Genomic DNA, 19,419 nt, shown 5'->3' on the forward strand with positions numbered 1-19,419 from the left:
ACCACTTCTCGGCAAGCCCGGCGGGCCTGTCGACGTGACGCCTGACACGTACTAACTACATTGCTCTTATCCCACCAGACAGGATTGTTACGTGGAAATAAAGATTTCTGATCTCATTTCGCTGTTCAGTTTGTGCATAGCTTTCCTCGCTTATAGACACTCAGTAGGTAACGCCAAATCTACTAGCCAACAAATTCACGAAGTATCCAGCAATCATCTAAGGCTGGCCTCAGATATCGCCCTAACTGGTGCAAGTCAAAAATATGTAGTTTTAATCAGCGAGGTCAGCAAGGAGTTCGAAGAAATAGTTGGCACACTATCAGGTCCAGCGCTCAGAGCGAGTATCAGGATAGGTGAGAATCTCGACAAATTTGACACCTCGGACGCCGGCCACCCTTACCTTAGGCATTGCTTCCACGCAGCGATAAACGTGGTGATGAAAGCATACGACCCTGAACTTACCTATCAAACTGGGCTAAACTTAACCAGCCGGATCAGGTTTTTAAAGTTCATCAAAGACGATGCGCTCAGGTACGAACAGGCTTCAGCGAGGCCCTCTTTTCTTTCACTCTTCCACAGAAAGAAATCACAAACACCAGAGGAATACGTACATAGCTCAAATGACTTCTTGGACAATATAAAAGAGCTGTACGCCAGGATACCCGCCGATAAAGAACCTGACGTTTTCAGCGAAACTCTTGAAGCATTAAAGGAGTACCGAGAACTCCACAATCTTCATCGACCACGTCTTGAGCAGCTTGAGAACAGACTTGATCAAGCCCTAAAAGAGAATGCCTTTGAGATGTTTGATCTCCTCCAAGTACCCAATCTTGGAGACAGGTTTGAGCGAATCCGCGGGGACATAGGACGCTATCGAGCGCTGTACTTCCCGGAATTCTACAAGATCGAGCAGTTCCCCATTTATGAAGGCATCGCACTCTCAGTGTACGCCGGCAGCATTGCCTTCATCGCCTCACAGCACTTTATGTGGGGCAAAACCTATCGATGACGAGGACCCGACCGGCGAACGGAGAGAGGATCGGCACCCGCGGGCTATGTCCAAGCCCGGGTACAGGCAACGAGTCGGCCCAATTGATAGGCCTCACTGTGCTTACAGACACGGTGAGACATGAAGATTGGTGTCTGAGCCTGGAGTGAGCGGCCCCCTTAGCCATGAGTAACGCCGGCAACCTCATCTGCGGCTGCAGCTATGACACGAGCCGGTGCGACTGTGAGGAGGTCCTGGGGCCGATTGCCACTAAGGCAGCTGTTTACTGATGCAAACCAGTACGCCAGTCCCCAGCCATCCTTCTGCCCGTCAAACACTTTCAATACCTCGGCCATGGCCGGAAGCGGGCGATACCCCGCCTCCTTGTCCAAGGCATAGATCGGGAAGTAGTCGCTGCCGTTGTGGCGGATGGCGAAGATTCGTCGCTCTCGCTTCCATCGGTTCGGTTGCGAGCTCGAGTTCCTGGAAGTGAATCCGGCCAGGCTCGCGATGTCTCCCGCAGACACCCAGCTGCCGCTCTCCAAGACGGTCTTTTTGGCCTTGGCCAGCATCTGCGCTTCCGTGAAGACTGCCGGCCGTATGGGCAGCTTGGGCACCAGCAGCGAAATAATCTGTTCCACAGTAGCTTGCTGGGTCTTGAGCATGGTGTCGGTGATGAGGCGAGCTGCCGTTTCCAGCGCTTCGCCCAACGCAGCGAGTGTTTCCCCCGAGGCATGATCCAGTGTGATGACGACCGCTTGCTCAGCCTTTTCCGCTCGCAGGCGCGCGGAGAGGGCTTTCATGTCGCCCGTCAGGTTGGATCGAATCTCGACGCGTTCAGTGATCAGGCTCATAGCTGCCTCACAACCTGCGATCATGGATATCTAAATTCAATGATATTCAATCTATCCGTGGTTGACTGCTGGCAACTGACGGAAAGGCGTTGCATAGGGGAATGTATTTTTGGCGTCAGAATCCGTTAGCGCGGCTGATTTATGAGCAATTATGGTCGCGACCATAATTCTATGCGGCAGGCAGAGTCAGCCATAACAGGCGTCGCGGCTGAGCCCAGCACATCAGGTGAGACGCATGTTCGCTATTCGCGGCGCAACTCGCCAAACGGCATCTCCGGCTCGACATAGCGCAAGGCGGTCTTGGCATCGCGCCAGCCGACATAGCTCATCAACGCTTTGGCACTCCACCGGTTGCGACTGGCCCAGGTGGCAAAGCCGCGGCGCAAGGAATGGCTGCTGAAGCGCTCACCCTCCAGGCCACTGCGCACCATCGCCCGGCGGAGGATGCGCGAGGTGCTGTAGGCGTGCAGTCCCGTCTCCCCCAGGTGGCCCCAACGATCCACCGCGCGAAATACCGGCCCTTGGCGCAAGCCCGATACCGCGAGCCAGTCGAGATAGGCCTCCACCGGACACAGACGTTTCAAGGCCGGCACCGTGAACGACCGCCCAGTGTTGTCGCGGTCGCCCTTGCTGCTGGGCAAGAACAGCTCCATTCCCTCCCCTGGCCGCGCGTCGATGAACTCCACGCGCAGCCGGCACAGGTCATCGCTGCGAAACGCCCGCCAAAAGCCGAGCAGGATCAGGGCGCGATCCCGCCGGCAGTGCAATAGCGCCCGGTCATCCGTTTGTTCCTGCGCCATCAGCCAGTCGATGCAGCGGGTCAACTCGCTCAACTGCAGCGGCTCTGCCTGCCGTTCCAGCCGAGGGTGCAAGGCCTGGATGCCGCGGAGCACCTCGCGCACCTGCGGCGCCTTGGTTGGATCGGAGAAGCCCTGACTGACGTGCCACTGGGCCAGGGCGGCGAGATTCGCCCGCAAGGTCGAGCTGGCCAGGGTCTCGGCATAGTCCGCGAGGTAGCGGGCAATCGCCTCACTGCTGGCCGGCAAGAAGCCGCCCCAGGTGTCCTCGAAATGCGCGAGCGCCTGCTGATAGCGGCGCTCGGTGCTCTCGCGTCGCGCGGCCTGCCGGTAGCGATCGACCTTCTCCGTCACCGTCTCGCCCTCCTGCGTACTGGAAAAACTGCCCTTCCCCGCTTCCATCCCCGCTGAGGTTTGAGAATGCCCGCTTCACAAGCGTCAGTTCGTCCGGCCAAACCCTCCAAACTAAGGTACCGGTACAGCTGTACTTCCATACTCCATGTCACACCACGCAATCGTCGGAGTGACAGCGCCATGGCGCGTAGCGGCATCAACAAGGCGTTAGTGCAGAAGGCCCGGGACGCACTCCTGGCACGCGGGGTCCGCCCCAGCATTGACGCCGTGCGTATCGAACTGGGGAATACCGGGTCGAAAAGCACCATTCAACGCTACCTCAAAGAACTCGATACACCTGTGCCCGAAGGCCCGGGCTTGAACGAAGAGATCACCAGCTTCATTTCCGGTCTCTCAGACCGACTCCGTCAGGCGGCCGAAACCTCCGTCGCGGCGGAGCGAGAAGCGGTCGCTCGCCAACAGCAGGAATACCGCAGCCATCGGCAGTTCAGTGCCGAGCGGATCGAGCAGTTGCGAGCGGACAACGACCAGTTGCGGCTTCAACTCGACAGCCTGAACACCGACTGCGGCCTCCTGCGCAGTCAGCTCCATAGCAATGAAGTAGATCGCACGCGATTGCTGGAATCCCAAGCAGGTTTGCAGCAGCTTCTGGACGAGCGCGCCGCTCAATTGCGCTCGCTGGAAGACAAACATCAGCATGCGCGTGATGCGCTGGCCCATTTTCGGGAAGCCAGCCAGGTGCAGCGCGACCAAGAGCTGCAGCGGCATGACAGTCAGACTCAACACCTACAAGCTGAAATCCGGACACTTCAGCACACCCTGTCAACTCGATTAGAAGAGCTTGCTACGCTGAATCGGGATAACGAGCGGCTACTGGCCGCCAGCAGTGAGCATGTCAAGCAACAGCGCCTTCTGGCCCAGGAACTACAAAAGCAACGTGCGACGATCAACACCCTGCAACAAGACTTGATCAACCGGCAGACTGAACGAGCGGCTTTGGAAGAGCGTCTCCAGCAAAAGCAGGCCGAGCTAGCACTTATGCAGCAACACGGTGAGCAACAGCGTGTACAACTACTCCAGTTACAAAAGCACCTCCTGAAGCGCTCCATTGCTGCGGATAGCCCGGAAGTCCAAGCCTCTTCAAAATCAACCAATAGCGGCACTCTGGATAGCGAGTGAAACAGGTAACCTTGCGAACACAGCCAGCAGTGAGCGCGCCTAAAACGGCATCTTTCGAATGTTGCCGTAGTACCCGTCTTAAACGACGGACATTGAGCTGTCTTCACCGCGAAAGTGTTCCAATTTCCAGCGAAGTGATTGTATCTCTTTCTGCCACTCACCCAGCGCGCACACTTGACGGCGGACCCGTGCCGCAATCCAATCAGGTTTTCTACAGTGCAGCAGTTCGGGAAGCTGTTTGAAGTCACGTGGGTGGTTAATCAGCATGGCCATAAATATCGATAGGTCCCGACTTTTATCGTCGAACCACCCCCTACCCGTTAACTCCCCGATAAGTTGACGGTACTTGTCCACGCCAGCGTGAAAGTATTCGGACGAATGCGGCCAGTCCGAATGATTCCTGAGTTCGTAAAGGTTTTGACGCCGAATAAGTGTATCAACTATCTGATAGAGTTCGTCGGCAATATACGATAACGGAGAGGTAACGCAGAGCACCTGCAGATACTTGGTAAACAAGAGACTAGCACGCACTCGACTTGCGGTATACCAGATCGACTTGGTTCGAATTATTAGAAATAGAATACTCAAATAATTTAACGACACACACCTCGACAGCCAGCCAACCCCCTTGGATGTGGCGAGATCCAACCTGAGCTCCTCACCAAGCTCATTAGATAGCGCCCCCCAGGATGCCCCACCCCGAGCGTCGGTGCACAGAGTCGGCCAAAGGATGTTGCTCAACACCTCACGAAGAACCGGGAAACGTGCGGTTAACTCGGCTTGCAAGTCTTCGGAAAGGACTCTTCCTTTGAAAAACAGCCTCCAGCTTTTGTCACTTCGTTCACAGTAGCCCTGCCCACCCTGGTGCTCATACCAGCGCGCGAGGGCGGCTCCGGTGTGGTCGACTCCAGCCTGCTCCGCCAAAGTATGGACTAACAGCTTGCCCAGGGCCTGCCGGATGGGCGATTCAAGTTCACGAGGCGTGTAGTAAGGCGCGGTGTACACGATATGTCTCCCCGGTGCACAGGACGTAATTCCGTACGTAAGGGTTTAGTACCGTTTGGTGTACACGGTGAGGTCGCCGACGCATGCGAAAACTTTTTATCCCGAGATAGAGCGGTATTGGCCCCATAGCAGGGGCTAGCGGGAGTATGACCAGAGGGGGATCCTAGTAGTACACGGATATCGTTCCGCCGCCCGCGAAGCCGCTTCCAGCGCTCATTCGCGGAAAAGGCGGCAAGTGTCCGGAGGGAAGTGCAGAGAGCGCCCGCACATCAACGATGGGGACAGCCCAGCCCCGTGGGCAAACACAACCCGCAGATTCGGCTCGGGAGGGTGGGCCGCTATGATCTCAATACCGGATGAGCTGAAAAGCACACTTTCTTTGTTGCCAGCCCCGCAACTCCGCCGGGGTAAGTACGGTAAGCACGTCACCTTTATTCCGTCACGCAAGAACGGTGGAAACGTCGCCTGTGAGTCGCTCCTCGAAGCCGCATTTTGCTTGGAGCTTGAACGCCTTCCGATCATCACCACCTACCACTCGCAGCCATTTACTCTGGCACTGACCCACCGCCGGCAACGCTACACGCCAGATTTCGCCGCAAGGCTTCGGGACAAACGCGTGGTCGTCTATGAAATTAAAACGAATTCAGCGCTAAGCGATGCCCCAACCCGCGACCGACTGAGCTACTTTCAGACCCTCCTCGCCCAATGTGGTTATCCGTTGGAGTGTATTAGTGACAGCCAATTTTGGCACCCTGTCAGAACACCGAACCTGCACTTGCTCTACCACAAAAGCTTTGGAGCTGATCGGCGATCGGCCTCCCACGTTTCCTCACTCATTTACGAGTCACCACGGCGAAAATTGACTGTCCAGGAACTCCTGGACCACCACGCCTCTCCCCAGGACATTGCTTTTGCAGTGTTCTATGGACTGGTTGTAGCCGACCTTCAGCGCCCTTTTGACACCCGGACACAGCTTCAGTGCAGAGGCGACCATGCATAGTGAGAGCGAGTGCGAGTGCGAGTGCGAGTGCGAGTGCGAGTGCGAGTGCGAGTGCGAAGGTGACAGCAATAGCGACCGCGCCGATAGCTTGGAACTCAAGGTTGGCGAACGCTACCAGTATCGTATGCAGTTGTTTGAAATCATCGCCATTACTGGAAAACGCATTCAACTCAGGAGTGTGCAGCAACGGAAAAATATCTGTTTCCAAAGCTACGACACACTGGTTATAGCGCACCGAAGAGGATATTTCTTCAAAGTACAAGAGGCACCCTTACTGGCAGAAGTCAACAAGATCATTGCCGGCCTTACAGAAAAAATCAGGGAGCGATTAAATAGACGCCTGGCCTACGTCCACGGCGTTCTGGAAGAACTTAATGGGTCTTTACCGAAAGAACGGACCGAAGAACTCGCAGCGGAAATCGGCGCTCAAATCGGTGATGCACACCCTCCAAGTTACATCAGTATATACAATTGGACGACAACCTACCTTCGCGCCGGGGAGAATCCAATATCGCTGGTATCCTTGCGAGCTAAAAAGAAGACGTACAGGATACAAAAACAGCCAGAAGAAATTCAGGACCTCATAAACCACAACATTGAATTACTGTACCATTCCGAGACACCTGCAACTATCAGCGCAGTAGTTGAAGCGATAACTTTCAGTATTGAGGACCTTAATAGCAAGCGATCAAGTGCCGACCAGTTGATGGTGCCTAGCGAGTCTACGCTTCGTCGAATAATACGCGAACTCGACAAATACGAAACAGAATTCCATCAGCTTGGTCGACGCACTGCAATCAAGAATCAAAGTTGGAGCAAGAAGATTCGTAGATTGCGACACTTACTAGAACGCGCAGAGTGTGATACCCAAGTTTTGGATATTATTGTCGTCAATGCGTATGGTGAAGTCCTGGGCAGGCCGTATTTGACAGTTGTCCTTGACGTTCGTTCGCGACGCATCATCGGCTGGGACATTTCCCTAAACCCTCCCAGCATCGAGAAAACGATACGCGCGATCAAAATGTCACTTTCTAGCGAATATGAACGCAACGGCCTGGCCATGCTCTACGTCGCTGACAATGGTCCTGAGTTTGTTGCCAAAAAACTTCGTGACTGCCTGACCTTACTGGGTGCCGAAATCATGTTCTGCGAACCCGGAGAACCTAACCAGAAGCCATTCGTCGAGCGGTGGTTCAGGACACTTACGACTGGACTTATCCATCACATGAAGGGCACTACATTTTCTAATATTCAAGAACGGGGAGAGTATGATTCAGAAGCCGAAGCCATCTTCACCTTGGAACAAGTTCGTGAGAACTTCCAAGACTGGCTAGATTCTGTCTACCACAGCGACTTTCATCTTGGCTTAGGCACATCGCCGGATAGATTCTGGGAAGCCCATACAGACCCCGCCTTCCCTGCAAAAAGATACTCTCGCAAAGATCTCAAAATGCTGTTCCTTAGTAGGAAGGTCGCCACTCCGGCTAATGGCCGCATCGGTTTTGATCACTTGCAATGGACCGGCCCCGCCGTAGCTTATCTCAGTACATTGAATAGTAAAAAAGACAAACTTACACTTTACTATGACACCAGTGAACTTGGCACAGCTTGGGTGTGCCATCCTGATGCCCCGGACGACATATATAGCATCGATGCTGTTGACCCCGACTACCAGACCGGCTTAACCATGCACATGCACCGGTTAGTAATGGCCGAACTGAAAGAGAAGGAACGGACATTCGACTTTCGAGAAGCGAGAGACAATCGTGTACGAATCAACCTCAGGCTAGCTAACTCCAAAGGAAAGCGCGCCCGAAAGAAACGGGCTCGTTCGGAAGAAAGTGGTTCGTCCAATTCTAGCCTACCCACCGCAAATAATGGATCGGTCAAGAAATCAAAGACCCGATCCAAAATCGACCCCCAAAAGCACTTAACCAACAGCCAGATCCCTGCTGTCGCTCAAGTCATGGAGGTGCACCTTGACCAATGGCATAGATGAGATAGATAACAAAGTTAGATTGTTTGAGACGAAAATTGTCTTCTATCCCAGCTTTCGAACAGCCTACGCACTCCTCGAAAAATCCGTGGAGTGTACCCGGCGCCGAGGTATTCCTTCATCCGCAATCGTCATCGGCCCATCAGGAAGCGGAAAATCAACTCTGCGTGAATTGTTTTGCGAAATATATTCAAGATCTAAATTAGAAGTGAATGTCGACGGACTATACCAGACCATCCCTGCACTTCAGTGCGAGGTTCCTGCAGAAGCAACCATAAAGTCGTTTGCAAAAGAACTGCTGATTGGCTTGCAATGCCCGGATCCTCAAGGAGACACCGTTGACCTGGAGTTCCGCATTCTTGAACTCCTGAAAACGTGCCGAACAGCGTTCGTTATTATTGATGAATTCCACTTACTAGCTAGGCCAGAAACTATAAAGACAGCTAAACATGTAACTGACTGGCTTCTTAGCCTGCTCAACAGATCCAAAATACCCATAATAGTAGTCGGATATGCAGACTGCAAGGAAGTAATATACAGAAATCCCGCACTTGCAAGGCGCTACCCATTCATCGCAGAGCTTCAGCACCTGGCTTTTGACGAGCGTAAAGACTCAGACTACTCACTGACACTGCAGTGTTTGGACCAGGAACTCTACAAAATAGGAGAGTTAAGAAAAGGACTCCACCTAACTGACCCAACTATTGCCACGCGACTCTTCGTAGCAACACAAGGAAACCTTGAATACTTAAGATTGATACTCTCAAATGCCTTTCAAATATGCCTTGAGCGTGGAGACCGAGTACTAGGCCTCTCAGACTTTATCGAAACTTGTTCATTTATCGAGCTAGAATCCAGCCTAGCCAAAGACGACAACCCCTTTGAACTTAGCCTTACTAAAAGTTACTCCATTATCCAAGACAGTCTTAGATGAAAGATCTTGCCTTTATTCCGCTCCCCCTACCAGAGGAAAGCCCTACAAGCTTGCTGAAACGGGCGGCAATCAGAAACGGCTACCGCTCCATCGATAGGTTTATTTCATTTTATTTCCACGACTTGCCTGTGCGCTTCAACTTACTGAGGCAGGACTCTATTGTAACAGAGCATCTAAGCCATCAAGCCGGAGAGTATGCTGAACCATTAAAACTCGGCTTCTATAAAGCCGCCCACAGGGTGCTATCAAATTCAAACCTAATGATCAACAATATTGAAGTCAAAAAACGCCTGATCCGATTCAAGGGCGCCGCCATATGTAGCGAATGCTGCAGTGAGGGCTGGGAAAAAATCATAAAAGATTTCTCACTAGCAGAAAATTGTCCTTACCATTGCCGGAAATACCTACACTCTTGCCCGAAGTGCCAGCGCAGATTCACGTGGCACAATCAAATAACAGTCGAATGCAAATGTGGAGAAAAGATCAAGTCCCCTCGATGCTCCGAGGCGGAAGCTCGACCGGAGAAACAATTACTTAGACTACTTAGAAGCAACTCTCAACACTCGTTTGATTTGTTCGCCTCCACACTTCAGAGTCTTGGGCTAGGGAGCCAAAATAGTAATCCATCCATAAATAGAAGAATATTTACCACTGCATTAGCCATAGCCGTTGAGGATATGGAAATAATCGTCCCAAGTCTTCAGAACCTATTCAGCAGCATAAGCTTAATTGACGAGAGCCTCATTGCTGCCAAGCTAAGCCACCTCACCCCGCCACACATAAAATCATTCATATTAAACCAGCTATCCAGTGATAGACCTGCCCCACGTCATCCTTCAGACCTGACCCTCGCCTTAACTACACAACAACTTCTCAATCATTTCGGCATAAACAACAAACAATGGAAAATTATTCGCAAGCACAAACTGTTCCCCAAAAAAGAAAAGAGATGCTCCACCTTCAGCCAACAAGAAGCAGCAACAATAAAGCATATTCTTGAATTGATCACCTGGAGGCGCAGGCTTGCTCCCCCGAAGAAGGAGATTGGCAAATTCGTCGATCTACCCACTGCGGCCCATCATCTAAAGGTATGCATGCATGTTCTCAGAGAGTTAGTAAATTCCGGTTTGCTTGGCAAGAAGTACACGCCAATTAAAGGCCCTCACGAAATTTCATCAGCCGCTGTCCGAAACTTCGATCGTAAATATGTATGCATTCAAACAATTGCCCACGAAACAAATTCCACCATCAACACCATTAAAACAATAGTCAAACATCTAGCCATCACGACAATTCCACTGGCGCATGAATCAAAGTTCACCACCGTGATTTCAAGAAAATCTGCAAAACAAGTGATAGCAACTCTCAACGAAAGCTACCCACCACGTACGCGCGAAGCACAGCACAAGTTTTCCGCCCAACTCCCAACAATAGAAAGCAACGAAAGAACTAACTATTACAGCACATCAGAAGCCAGCAAATTACTTGAAATTGACAGAACAACAATCAGGCAATTCATAAAAAATGGCGTACTGAACGCCACTCACAAGGCCAAGTTTGGAGAATACCTGATACCCAAAATTGAAGTAGAAAATTTCAATAAAAAATATATAGGCGTATCCGAGGCATCTAAAACCCTGCTACTCCCCCGCAACAAGACCACAGCAATACTGGCTGCCCACGGGATCACTCCAGTAACTGGAAAAACCGTCGGCAGTGGAGATACAACATTGTTCGACAGAAGCGACATATGCAAAGAAACAATTAAAACAACAGAAACCAATGCTCAGACTTTCTACAGAGAGCACTCAAGCAACAGGCTGGTTAAATTCTCCGAGGCATGCTCCTTGACCGGAACGACAAGAAAAAGCCTGTCTATTATTACGAAAGCAATCATCCTCCCCTACCGCCAAAAGCATTATCAATCAATAAAGAAATTCTCATCCATCGAACTTAAAGCAATTCAGGACTATCTGAACAGGATAACTCCAGCATCCAGAATACTCGAGCAGTATAAAATATCACTTCAATCTTTCAGCAAACTCTTTCTTCTTAGCGGCTACATAAAGCACATCAAAATTGATGGCATCCTATATCTAGAACCTGAAGACAAAAGTAACGTTATCAAAGTCCTGGAAGAATTCTGCACATGCACTCAGGCAGATTCTATGCTGGGTGCCACTCCGAGATTCACAAGAAACCTGATTAAATGCGGAAAGATTGAAACTGCAAATCCTCCCAGCGGCATCCCACTATCCCCCACTCTTCTAGAGAGAAAACTGGTACTCGACCTTAAAAACCAAAACAATTAATGAAGAAAGCTCACACAATCCAAATATCCATTAAATAAATATCAACGCTGCGCCCTCGCACACAATACAAGCGCCATCCCTGGCCACTTTCCCCATCGCGCGCGCCCTCGACGCTATCTGTCCTACCACTGCTCTGGGACTAACGTTACGCTTTTTTGAGCTCAATCGTGCTTTTGCAAATCGGCGCTCAGGCAACCCTGAATTCAGCATTAGTTGACAGCACAATTGACGATTTCACTTTTTTTGACAATTCATTTCAGTTTTGGCTGAAAAACGCACCCCTAAGTCATTGATTTACTTAACGGGGATTTCATCGTTTTCTGAAAATCTATGGCAAGCGTAGTTTTTCAACAAACACTGAAACTTTTTCACTGAATGTTGAAACGGATGCACCGAGACGGTGCGCAACCGCTGCCTGGGGAGGCAGCGGCGCCGGTCCAGGCTGGCGTTTGGTAACAGGGCAAGGCCATTAGCCCCAAAAGGAATTGGGGTAGAAGAGAGTAAGCGAAAGGGCCGGTGGGCAACGCTCACCGGCCCTTTTCATTGGTGGGCAGCTCCAATTTCGGCTAGGAGCAGTCAGTCGTCAAGCCCATAGCGGACGTTTGGGAATTGCCGCAGACAGCCACAAGCGGCCATCCAATGAGGTTCCGAATCGTCTACGAAGCTCGAGCGCCTCAAAACAGCCATCGGTAAATCCGTCCCCGGAATGGAGTGACCCTCCCGGTGCAGGGAGGGCCTTGAACAACTACAACCAACCTTTGATCTGGCTTGCCACAGCATCGGTCGAAATGCCGTAGCGGTCGTGCAGGGTTGGTAGAGCACCAGCATCGAGGAAGGCATCAGGAAGGGCGATCTGACGGAACGTGGGGGTAACGCCATTGCGCATCAACAGCCCGGCGACGGCTTCTCCCAGACCACCCACGATGGAGTGGTTCTCCGCCGTGACCACCAGCCGACCTGGCTTTCGGGTCTCGGCAAGAATAGTGGCCTCGTCCAGGGGCTTGATCGTTGGCACGTGCAACACGGATACGTCGACGCCATCTGCCTGGAGCTTCTCGGCCGCTTCCAGAGCGCGCATGGTCAGCAAACCAGTGGAGATAATCAGCACATCGCGTCCGCCCCGCAGGGTTTGCGCCTTACCGATCTGGAATTTGTAGTCGTAGCGGTCTAGCACCAGGGGCACGTTGCCTCGCAACAGCCGCATGTACACCGGGCCCTGATGCGCGGCGATGGCAGGAACTGCCTGCTCGATCTCCAGTGCGTCGCAAGGGTCGATGATCATCAAGTTGGGCATGGCGCGGAAGATCGCCAGGTCGTCAGTGGCCTGGTGACTTGGACCGTAGCCGGTTGTCAGCCCCGGCAGACCGCAGACGATCTTCACGTTGAGGTTTTCTTCGGCGATGGCCATGCAGATGAAGTCATAGGCTCGGCGCGAGGCGAATACTGCATAGGTGGTGGCGAAGGGCGTGAAGCCTTCGCGGGCCATGCCGGCGGCGGCACTCATCAGCAACTGCTCGGCCATGCCCATTTGGTAGAAGCGTTCCGGATGTTCTTTGGCGAAGATATGCAGGTCGGTGTACTTGGACAGATCCGCCGACAGGCCGACGATGTCGGCGCGTTCGCGGGCCAGCCCCGCCAGCGCATGCCCGAAGGGGGCCGGACGGGTGGGCTGCCCCTCGGAGGCGATGGAGGCGATCATCGCCGAGGTGGTCAGGCGCTTCTTCGGGGGGGTAGCGATGTTCATTGACGGCTCCCAGCTTCAAGGGCTTCCAGGGCAAGGTCCCACTCGTTTTCGTCGACGCGGATGAAGTGAGTTTTTTCGCGGATTTCGAGGAAGGGCACGCCCTTACCCATGCGGGTGTCGCAGATGATTACCCGGGGCTGTGGCCCGTTATGGTCGCGTGCGGCGTCGAAGGCCTGCACCAACTGCTCCAGGTCGTTGCCATCCACGCGCTGGACAAACCAGCCGAATGCCTGCCAACGGTCGACGATGGGCTCGAAAGCGAGTACCTCGGTGGAGTAGCCATCGGCCTGCTGGTTGTTCACGTCGACAATGGCGATCAGGTTGTCCAGCTTCCAATGAGAGGCGGACATCGCCGCTTCCCAAGTGGAGCCCTCGTTCAGTTCGCCATCGGACAGCAAGTTGTAGACGAATTGGTCAGCTCCCTTGCGCTTCAGGCCCAGGCAGGCCCCCACCGCGATGCCCAATCCGTGGCCCAGCGAACCGCCGGTGATCTCCATGCCGGGGGTGTAGGCGGCCATGCCGGACATGGGCAGGCGGCTGTCGTCGCTGCCGTAGGTTTCCAGCTCCTCCTCCGGAATGATCCGGGCCTCGATCAGTGCCGCATAGAGAGCGATCGCGTAATGGCCGATCGACAGGTAGAAACGGTCTCGGCCTTCCCACTCCGGGTTGGCCGCGTCGTAACGCAGCGCGTGGAAGTAGGAGACGGCCAGCAGGTCGGCGGCACCAAGGGCCTGGCCGATGTAGCCTTGGCCCTGGACCTGGCCCATGCGCAGGGCATTGCGCCGGATGTTGTAGGCGCGCTCTGCGAGGGAGAGCGAACCGGTATCGGTGGAAACGGAACTCATCGTCGGGACTCCTTCGATCTCAACGGTTGACCAGATTGGCCGGCACGCGGGAGACCAGGAAGGCTCCGAACACCAGCACGGCGGTTATGAGGTACATGCCAATGGCGTTGCTGCCGAGGGTGGTCGTCACCCAGCCGATCAGGTACGGCGAGCAGAAGCCGGCAAGGTTTGCAAAGCTATTGACTGCGGCGATACCCGCCGCGGCGGAGACACCACCCAGCAGGGTGGTGGGAAGCATCCAGAACAGCGAGGACGCCGAGAGGATTCCGGCCGCTGCCAGGCACAGACTGAGAATCGACAGTGTCAGGCTGCTACCGAGCGCAGCGGCCAGTGAGAGGCCCAGGGCACCGGCGAGCATCGGAATCGCCAGGTGCCAGCGACGTTCCCGGTGCTTGTCGCCACTACGGCCAGCCAGCAGCATCGCCACGATGGCGCAGAGGTAGGGCACGCTGGTCAGCAGTCCGATATGCAAGGGCTCGGACACACCGGCGTTGCGCACCAGGGTCGGCAGCCAAAAGGTGATTGCGTACTGCCCCATCACTACGCAGAAGTAGATACCAGCCAGCAGCCACAGGCGTCGATCGCGGATGAAGGCGGCCGGCGAAGCATGTGTCACTTTGTGCTTCTCGTCCTCGGCCAGCTCCTTGCGGATTAGCGCCTTCTCGTCGTCGTTGAGCCAGGTTGCCTTATCCACCCCATCCTTCAGGTAGCTCAGCACCAGTAGGCCGACTAGCACCGTGGGAATGGCCTCCAGCACGAACATCCACTGCCAGCCGGCCCAGCCGTGGACACCAGCGAAACGCTCCATGATCCAACCTGACAGCGGTCCGCCAATCATTCCCGACAGCGGAATGGCGATAAACCAGAGCGCGGTCATCTTGGCGCGGCGATAGGACGGGAACCAGTAGGTGAGATAAAGCAACAGGCCCGGTGCCAAACCCGCCTCAGCAACCCCAAGCAGGAAGCGCAGCGTGTAGAACTGCCATGCGGTTTCTACAAAGGCGAAAAGACCGGAAATGATGCCCCAGGTGATCATGATGCGGGCGATCCAGCGTCGTGCTCCGACCTTGTGCAGGATGATGTTGCTGGGTACCTCACAGAGGAAGTAGCCGATGAAGAACATGCCGGCACCCAGGCCGTAAACGGCCTCGCTCAGGGCCAGATCGTCCATCATCTGCAGCTTGGCGAAGCCAACATTGACACGGTCGAGGTAGGCGCAGAGGTAGCACAGCATCAGGAAGGGCATCAGCCGCCACGCCGTCTTGCGGTAGGCATTGCTGCGTGCGGCCGAAGCCGCATCGAGGGCTATCGTCGTCATGTTGATCTGATCTCTTGTTTTTATTGAAGATCCCGGCGGCTGGAGGCACGCCGGGCCTCAGATTTCGAACATCGCGAGCCGAAAGGCAGGGCTCGTCAGTGGATCAGCATTCCACCGTTCACATCCAGCGTGATGCCGGTCAGGTAGCTGGACAGGTCACTGGCCAGGAACAGCGCCGCGTTGGCGACGTCGCTTGCCGCACCCAGGCGGCCGAGGGGAATGCCCTCGATGATGGCGTGGCGACGCTCGTCATGCATGAGGCCGCCGGTGATATCAGTCTGGATCAATCCCGGGGTGATTGAGTTCACTCGGATATTGTCCGCACCCAACTCGCGGGCCATGGCTTTACCCAGACCCAGTACTCCGGCCTTGGCGGCGCTGTAGTGAGGACCACCGAAGATGCCGCCGCCACGCTGGGCGGAAACCGATGACATGCAAATGATGCTGCCGGACTTCTGCACGCGCATGGTGGGGATCACAGCCTGGGACATCAGCAGCGTGCCACGCAGGTTTACATCCAGGATGCGGTCGAAATCCTTGCCAGTGATTTCCAGGGTCTTCACCGGCTGGGTGATGCCAGCGTTGTTCACCAGCACATCGATCCGGCCGTACTGGGCCAACACCTGGGCTACGGCGTCGCGCACTTGAGCTTCGTCGGCCACGTTGGCGGCCAGGCCGAGATGACCTTCTCCCAGTTCCGCTGCCGCCTGGCGGGCAGCCTCCAGGTCCAGGTCCAGGATGGCCACACGAGCACCTTGCTCGGCGAAGACCTTGGCGGTAGCGCGGCCGATACCGCGTGCAGAGGCAGCTCCAGTGACAATTGCGATTTTGCTTTCGAGTAGCATTTTTTGCTCCGGATACTTGTTGTTATGGACGCCGGTTCATGGAGAACCGATGGGCACAGATTCAGTCCACAACCCCATCCGGGCAACGCAGCCCGACTCAACCTATGCTGAAAAAAATTCAGCACTGGGCAGTCCCGTGGCAGAGGTGCAAAGTTCGCGCGTCGCCGCAAAGCCCCGAAAGATGCAGGAGATGAGATGCAACACGAGTCGGATAAAAAGCCCATTCAGCTACCGCCGTTCAAAGCGATTCAGGCCTTCGAGCAGGCAGCGCGGTTCGGCAACGTCGCCCGCGCCGCCGAACAACTCAACCTCACGCCCTCTGCCGTCAGCCATCAAATCGCCAATCTCGAAAGCTTGATCGGCCGCCCGCTGTTCCTGCGCACGGCCAAAGGCGTGACGCTCACCCCGGCCGGCGAGCAGTACCTGCGGGACGTGTCTGGCGCGCTACAGAGCCTTGCCATCGCCACCGAGCGGGCGGGCAGCGCGACAAGCTCTGACTATCTGCGCCTGCACTCGGCGCCCAGCTTCGGCCTGCTTTGGTTGTTGCCGCGCCTAGAACAGTTCCGCGCCAGCCACCCCGATATCCAGATCAATCTGTCCTGTTCCTACGAGTCGTTGCACTTCGGCCGCAATCAGATCGATCTGGATATCCGTCACGGTTATCCGAACTGGCCGAGCCTGGAAGTACGCACTATCCGCCACGAACAGTTGACGGTATTGGCTTCGCCTTCGCTGCTGGCACGGGCGCCGATCCAGCAGCCGCAGGAGCTGCTGCGACAAAATCTGATCCTGTCGGAGGCAGCGTTGGTGCAATGGCCCCAATGGTTTGCACAACAGGGACTTTCGCTGCCTGAAGCCCCTTATGCGCTGAGTTTCGACCGTTCGTACATGAGCCTGGAAGCCGCCAGCCACGGGTTCGGCTTCGCACTGGAAAGCTCATTGCTTTCCCAGGATTACGTGAGTCAAGGCAGATTGGTGCCAGTCTTCGAGAAGCGGCTCCGGAGTTCCGTCAGCGCTCATCATCTGGTCTTCCCCCGAACGCATGCGGAGCTACCGAGGGTGCGGCGCTTCCTGGAATGGATGCAGCAACAGCTTGGACACGACTTCAATTACTGATCATCGGCAAATTCGGTGCATGGCTGCTGAATCGCCCCTTAGCCTGTAGACGCTGAGTGACTGCTTCTGGCCGATTGTGTTGAAAATGTCGGTGTTGCTCCGCTCCACCCGCACGGAATCGCAAAAAACGTCCGTTTTAGGCGTTGCTACGCGAAATCTGGAGCAGTTCGGCCTCGGCACCTCGGCAACGACTAAAATTTCAACCTCAGCCACGTACTTCTGTGCGCGAAAGTCGCAAAGGGAGTTTTTCAACAAGGCCCGACTCACCCGAGCGAGGAGATGACCTTACCCACCCGAGGTTCTGTACGAAAAGTCGGTACAGGTAGAATCGCCGCCATGATTGGCCGGAGGCCCACATGGCAAGGCGCTACCCCGATGCAGCTTGGGAGTTGATCAAGGATCTGGTTTCCCCGGAGCAGAAGATGGGACGCCCGCGCAGTGATGATCGGCTGGTACTCAACGGCATCTTCTGGATTCTGTGCTCTGGAGCCGCTTGGCGCGACCTGCCAGAACGATTCGGCCCGTGGTCGACGGTGTATCGGCGTTTCCGTGACTGGCGCGACGACGGTACGTTTGACCAAATACTCGAGCGCTTGCACGTCCGGCTGAATCAGGAAGGGTTGATCGACCTGGACACCTGGATGATCGACTCCACCGTGGTACGCGCAACCCGAGCCTCCTCAGGCGCCGGGAAAAAGGGGGGCCGGAAGAACCGCTAGACCATGCCCTGGGGCGCAGTCGAGGCGGGCTGACTACCAAGATTCACCTGGTCTGCGATGCCAACGGCGTCCCTCTGCGCTTCCTGCTTTCTCCCGGACAAGCCAGCGACATTGCACAGGCTCAGCCACTGCTGGAACCGGTGCGCATTCCCGGAAAGCCGGGGCGGCCTCGCAAACGCTGCCGCTGGTTACTGGCCGACAAGGGCTACGATGCCGAGCATCTGCGCCAGTACTGCGACCGCTACCGCATGCAGCCGGTGATTCCGCAGCGCACCATGAAGCGTAAACCCAAGCCAGGGCTACCCCGGCTGTTTGACCGCCCGAAGTACCGACAGCGGAACATCATCGAGCGCATGTTTGGCTGGTTGAAAGAGAGCCGGAGGATCGGCACCCGCTACGACAAGTTGGCCAGGAGTTTTGCCGCGATGGTCACGCTGGCCTGCACGCTGCGCTGTCTACGGCAGTACTTTTCGTACAAAACCTAGCACTTGGGGCCTGCAGTGGAAGTACTTGGGACGGCTTTTCGGCTACAACTGCGGCCCCATGCCGTCCAGCGTGTGTTCCTGCGCAACATGACAGTGCTTGCAATGGACCTGAAGCCTCTCCAACTGCCGACTCCGATGAGATGTTCTTCGTGACCAGAACGCCATCTGAGGTCCGAGTTTTTACATCCCGAGGTCCTCGACCTGCCTCCCCAAACTGAGCTGAGTCTTAGCTGGAGATGCCGGCAAGCCTCGGCCAGCACCAAAGCGAAGAGCTTCAACCTGCCAAAGCCATCTCATATCGGCTCATGAGTACCTCGCTATCCGTCACTTGACACAACCGGTAGATATCCGGAAATTACGCATTACGGAATCAAATTACGCATTCTGAAATCAATACTCAGAAGCATCTCAGCGGAAATCCGCCCTCCTCACAACAGGAACCAGCCATGGCCAATATTTCCTACAACCCCATGGGCCTGATGGGCTTTGAATTCATCGAATTCGCCTCGCCCACCCCGAACACCCTGGAACCCATCTTCGCGATGATGGGCTTCACCAAGGTGGCCACCCACCGCTCCAAGGACGTGCACCTGTATCGTCAGGGCGAGATCAACCTGATCCTCAACAACGAGCCCAAGAGCCAGGCCGCCTATTTCGCCGCCGAACACGGCCCGTCCGTCTGCGGCATGGCCTTCCGTGTGAAGAACTCGCACCAGGCCTACGCCCGCGCCCTGGAACTGGGCGCCCAGCCCATCGACATCCCCACCGGGCCGATGGAACTGCGCCTGCCGGCGATCAAGGGCATCGGCGGCGCGCCGCTGTATCTGATCGACCGCTTCGGCGAAGGCTCGTCGATCTACGACATCGACTTCGAGTTCATCGAAGGCGTCGACCGCCATCCCAAAGGTGCCGGCCTGAAGCTGATCGA

At 55.1% G+C, this 19,419-nt stretch carries 15 protein-coding genes and 1 pseudogene; 9 read left to right on the plus strand and 7 right to left on the minus strand.

Annotated features, from left to right (window positions below; all coding sequences use genetic code 11):
- Nucleotides 1–91: 91 nt before the first annotated feature.
- Complete coding sequence (locus ACFPU0_RS14425; protein ID WP_377693768.1) at nucleotides 92–1,009, plus strand: hypothetical protein; 918 nt, start codon at nucleotides 92–94, stop codon at nucleotides 1,007–1,009.
- A 158-nt stretch (nucleotides 1,010–1,167) separates the two neighbouring features.
- Here ACFPU0_RS14425 and ACFPU0_RS14430 read toward each other — a convergent pair whose 3' ends face one another.
- The gene (locus ACFPU0_RS14430) at nucleotides 1,168–1,842 is read right to left on the minus strand and encodes a hypothetical protein (protein ID WP_377693769.1); all 675 of its coding nucleotides are present in this window, start codon (nucleotides 1,840–1,842) and stop codon (nucleotides 1,168–1,170) included.
- 242 nt (nucleotides 1,843–2,084) lie between these two features.
- Nucleotides 2,085–2,993, minus strand: coding sequence for a site-specific integrase (locus ACFPU0_RS14435; RefSeq protein WP_377693770.1), 909 nt, complete (start codon nucleotides 2,991–2,993; stop codon nucleotides 2,085–2,087).
- A gap of 180 nt (nucleotides 2,994–3,173) precedes the next feature.
- On the opposite strand from ACFPU0_RS14435, the gene ACFPU0_RS14440 reads away from it, so the two are divergent.
- Nucleotides 3,174–4,172, plus strand: a complete 999-nt coding sequence (locus tag ACFPU0_RS14440) for a DNA-binding protein (protein ID WP_377693771.1) — start codon at nucleotides 3,174–3,176, stop codon at nucleotides 4,170–4,172.
- 78 nt (nucleotides 4,173–4,250) lie between these two features.
- Here the strand turns inward: ACFPU0_RS14440 and ACFPU0_RS14445 are convergent, their stop codons facing one another.
- A complete protein-coding gene (locus tag ACFPU0_RS14445) occupies nucleotides 4,251–5,177 on the minus strand; it encodes a hypothetical protein (protein ID WP_377693772.1) in 927 nt (308 codons plus the stop codon).
- Nucleotides 5,178–5,517: 340 nt separating this feature from the next.
- On the opposite strand from ACFPU0_RS14445, the gene ACFPU0_RS14450 reads away from it, so the two are divergent.
- The 4 genes from ACFPU0_RS14450 to ACFPU0_RS14465 all read left to right on the plus strand — a co-directional run bounded on the left by ACFPU0_RS14450 (nucleotide 5,518) and on the right by ACFPU0_RS14465 (nucleotide 11,419).
- Nucleotides 5,518–6,177, plus strand: coding sequence for a hypothetical protein (locus ACFPU0_RS14450; RefSeq protein ID WP_377693774.1), 660 nt, complete (start codon nucleotides 5,518–5,520; stop codon nucleotides 6,175–6,177).
- An 88-nt stretch (nucleotides 6,178–6,265) separates the two neighbouring features.
- Nucleotides 6,266–8,176, plus strand: coding sequence for a transposase (locus tag ACFPU0_RS14455; RefSeq protein WP_377693775.1), 1,911 nt, complete (start codon nucleotides 6,266–6,268; stop codon nucleotides 8,174–8,176).
- Nucleotides 8,157–9,107 carry a TniB family NTP-binding protein gene (locus ACFPU0_RS14460; RefSeq protein ID WP_377693776.1) on the plus strand — a complete coding sequence of 317 codons (951 nt, stop codon included), beginning with the start codon at nucleotides 8,157–8,159 and terminating at the stop codon, nucleotides 9,105–9,107. Before ACFPU0_RS14455 ends, ACFPU0_RS14460 begins: the two co-directional genes overlap by 20 nt.
- A complete protein-coding gene (locus tag ACFPU0_RS14465) occupies nucleotides 9,104–11,419 on the plus strand; it encodes a helix-turn-helix domain-containing protein (protein ID WP_377693777.1) in 2,316 nt (771 codons plus the stop codon). Before ACFPU0_RS14460 ends, ACFPU0_RS14465 begins: the two co-directional genes overlap by 4 nt.
- Before the next feature lie 745 nt (nucleotides 11,420–12,164).
- On the opposite strand, the gene ACFPU0_RS14470 is transcribed toward ACFPU0_RS14465, so the two are convergent.
- From ACFPU0_RS14470 to ACFPU0_RS14485, 4 genes are all read right to left on the minus strand, one after another.
- Nucleotides 12,165–13,163 (minus strand): transketolase family protein, encoded by a 999-nt coding sequence (locus ACFPU0_RS14470; RefSeq protein WP_377693778.1) that lies wholly within the window; start codon nucleotides 13,161–13,163, stop codon nucleotides 12,165–12,167.
- Nucleotides 13,160–14,008, minus strand: coding sequence for a transketolase (locus ACFPU0_RS14475; RefSeq protein ID WP_377693779.1), 849 nt, complete (start codon nucleotides 14,006–14,008; stop codon nucleotides 13,160–13,162). Before ACFPU0_RS14475 ends, ACFPU0_RS14470 begins: the two co-directional genes overlap by 4 nt.
- A gap of 19 nt (nucleotides 14,009–14,027) precedes the next feature.
- Nucleotides 14,028–15,326 (minus strand): MFS transporter, encoded by a 1,299-nt coding sequence (locus tag ACFPU0_RS14480; RefSeq protein ID WP_377693781.1) that lies wholly within the window; start codon nucleotides 15,324–15,326, stop codon nucleotides 14,028–14,030.
- A 95-nt stretch (nucleotides 15,327–15,421) separates the two neighbouring features.
- A complete protein-coding gene (locus ACFPU0_RS14485) occupies nucleotides 15,422–16,171 on the minus strand; it encodes an SDR family NAD(P)-dependent oxidoreductase (RefSeq protein ID WP_377693782.1) in 750 nt (249 codons plus the stop codon).
- A 195-nt stretch (nucleotides 16,172–16,366) separates the two neighbouring features.
- Here ACFPU0_RS14485 and ACFPU0_RS14490 point away from each other — a divergent pair, with 195 nt between their 5' ends.
- The 3 genes and pseudogenes from ACFPU0_RS14490 to ACFPU0_RS14500 form a co-directional block, all read left to right on the plus strand.
- Complete coding sequence (locus ACFPU0_RS14490; RefSeq protein ID WP_377693784.1) at nucleotides 16,367–17,287, plus strand: LysR substrate-binding domain-containing protein; 921 nt, start codon at nucleotides 16,367–16,369, stop codon at nucleotides 17,285–17,287.
- Between the two features lie 356 nt (nucleotides 17,288–17,643).
- A protein-coding gene (locus tag ACFPU0_RS14495) for an IS5 family transposase (protein ID WP_377693785.1) occupies nucleotides 17,644–18,491 on the plus strand; the annotation gives its coding sequence in 2 pieces (ribosomal slippage) (nucleotides 17,644–17,980 and nucleotides 17,980–18,491; 849 coding nt in all).
- Between the two features lie 446 nt (nucleotides 18,492–18,937).
- Nucleotides 18,938–19,419 (plus strand): annotated as a pseudogene (locus ACFPU0_RS14500) (4-hydroxyphenylpyruvate dioxygenase); the annotation flags it as partial.

The sequence above is a fragment of the Pseudomonas sp. GCM10022186 genome (assembly GCF_042656385.1).
In the GTDB taxonomy this organism is placed as follows: domain Bacteria; phylum Pseudomonadota; class Gammaproteobacteria; order Pseudomonadales; family Pseudomonadaceae; genus Metapseudomonas.

Coding starts and splice junctions, on each gene's coding strand:
- ACFPU0_RS14465 (WP_377693777.1), top strand. CDS start 9,104: ATGAAAGATCTTGCCTTTATTCCGCTCCCCCTACCAGAGGAAAGCCCT.
- ACFPU0_RS14440 (WP_377693771.1), top strand. CDS start 3,174: ATGGCGCGTAGCGGCATCAACAAGGCGTTAGTGCAGAAGGCCCGGGAC.
- ACFPU0_RS14485 (WP_377693782.1), bottom strand. CDS start 16,171: ATGCTACTCGAAAGCAAAATCGCAATTGTCACTGGAGCTGCCTCTGCA.
- ACFPU0_RS14450 (WP_377693774.1), top strand. CDS start 5,518: ATGATCTCAATACCGGATGAGCTGAAAAGCACACTTTCTTTGTTGCCA.
- ACFPU0_RS14475 (WP_377693779.1), bottom strand. CDS start 14,008: ATGAGTTCCGTTTCCACCGATACCGGTTCGCTCTCCCTCGCAGAGCGC.
- ACFPU0_RS14480 (WP_377693781.1), bottom strand. CDS start 15,326: ATGACGACGATAGCCCTCGATGCGGCTTCGGCCGCACGCAGCAATGCC.
- ACFPU0_RS14430 (WP_377693769.1), bottom strand. CDS start 1,842: ATGAGCCTGATCACTGAACGCGTCGAGATTCGATCCAACCTGACGGGC.
- ACFPU0_RS14490 (WP_377693784.1), top strand. CDS start 16,367: ATGCAACACGAGTCGGATAAAAAGCCCATTCAGCTACCGCCGTTCAAA.
- ACFPU0_RS14470 (WP_377693778.1), bottom strand. CDS start 13,163: ATGAACATCGCTACCCCCCCGAAGAAGCGCCTGACCACCTCGGCGATG.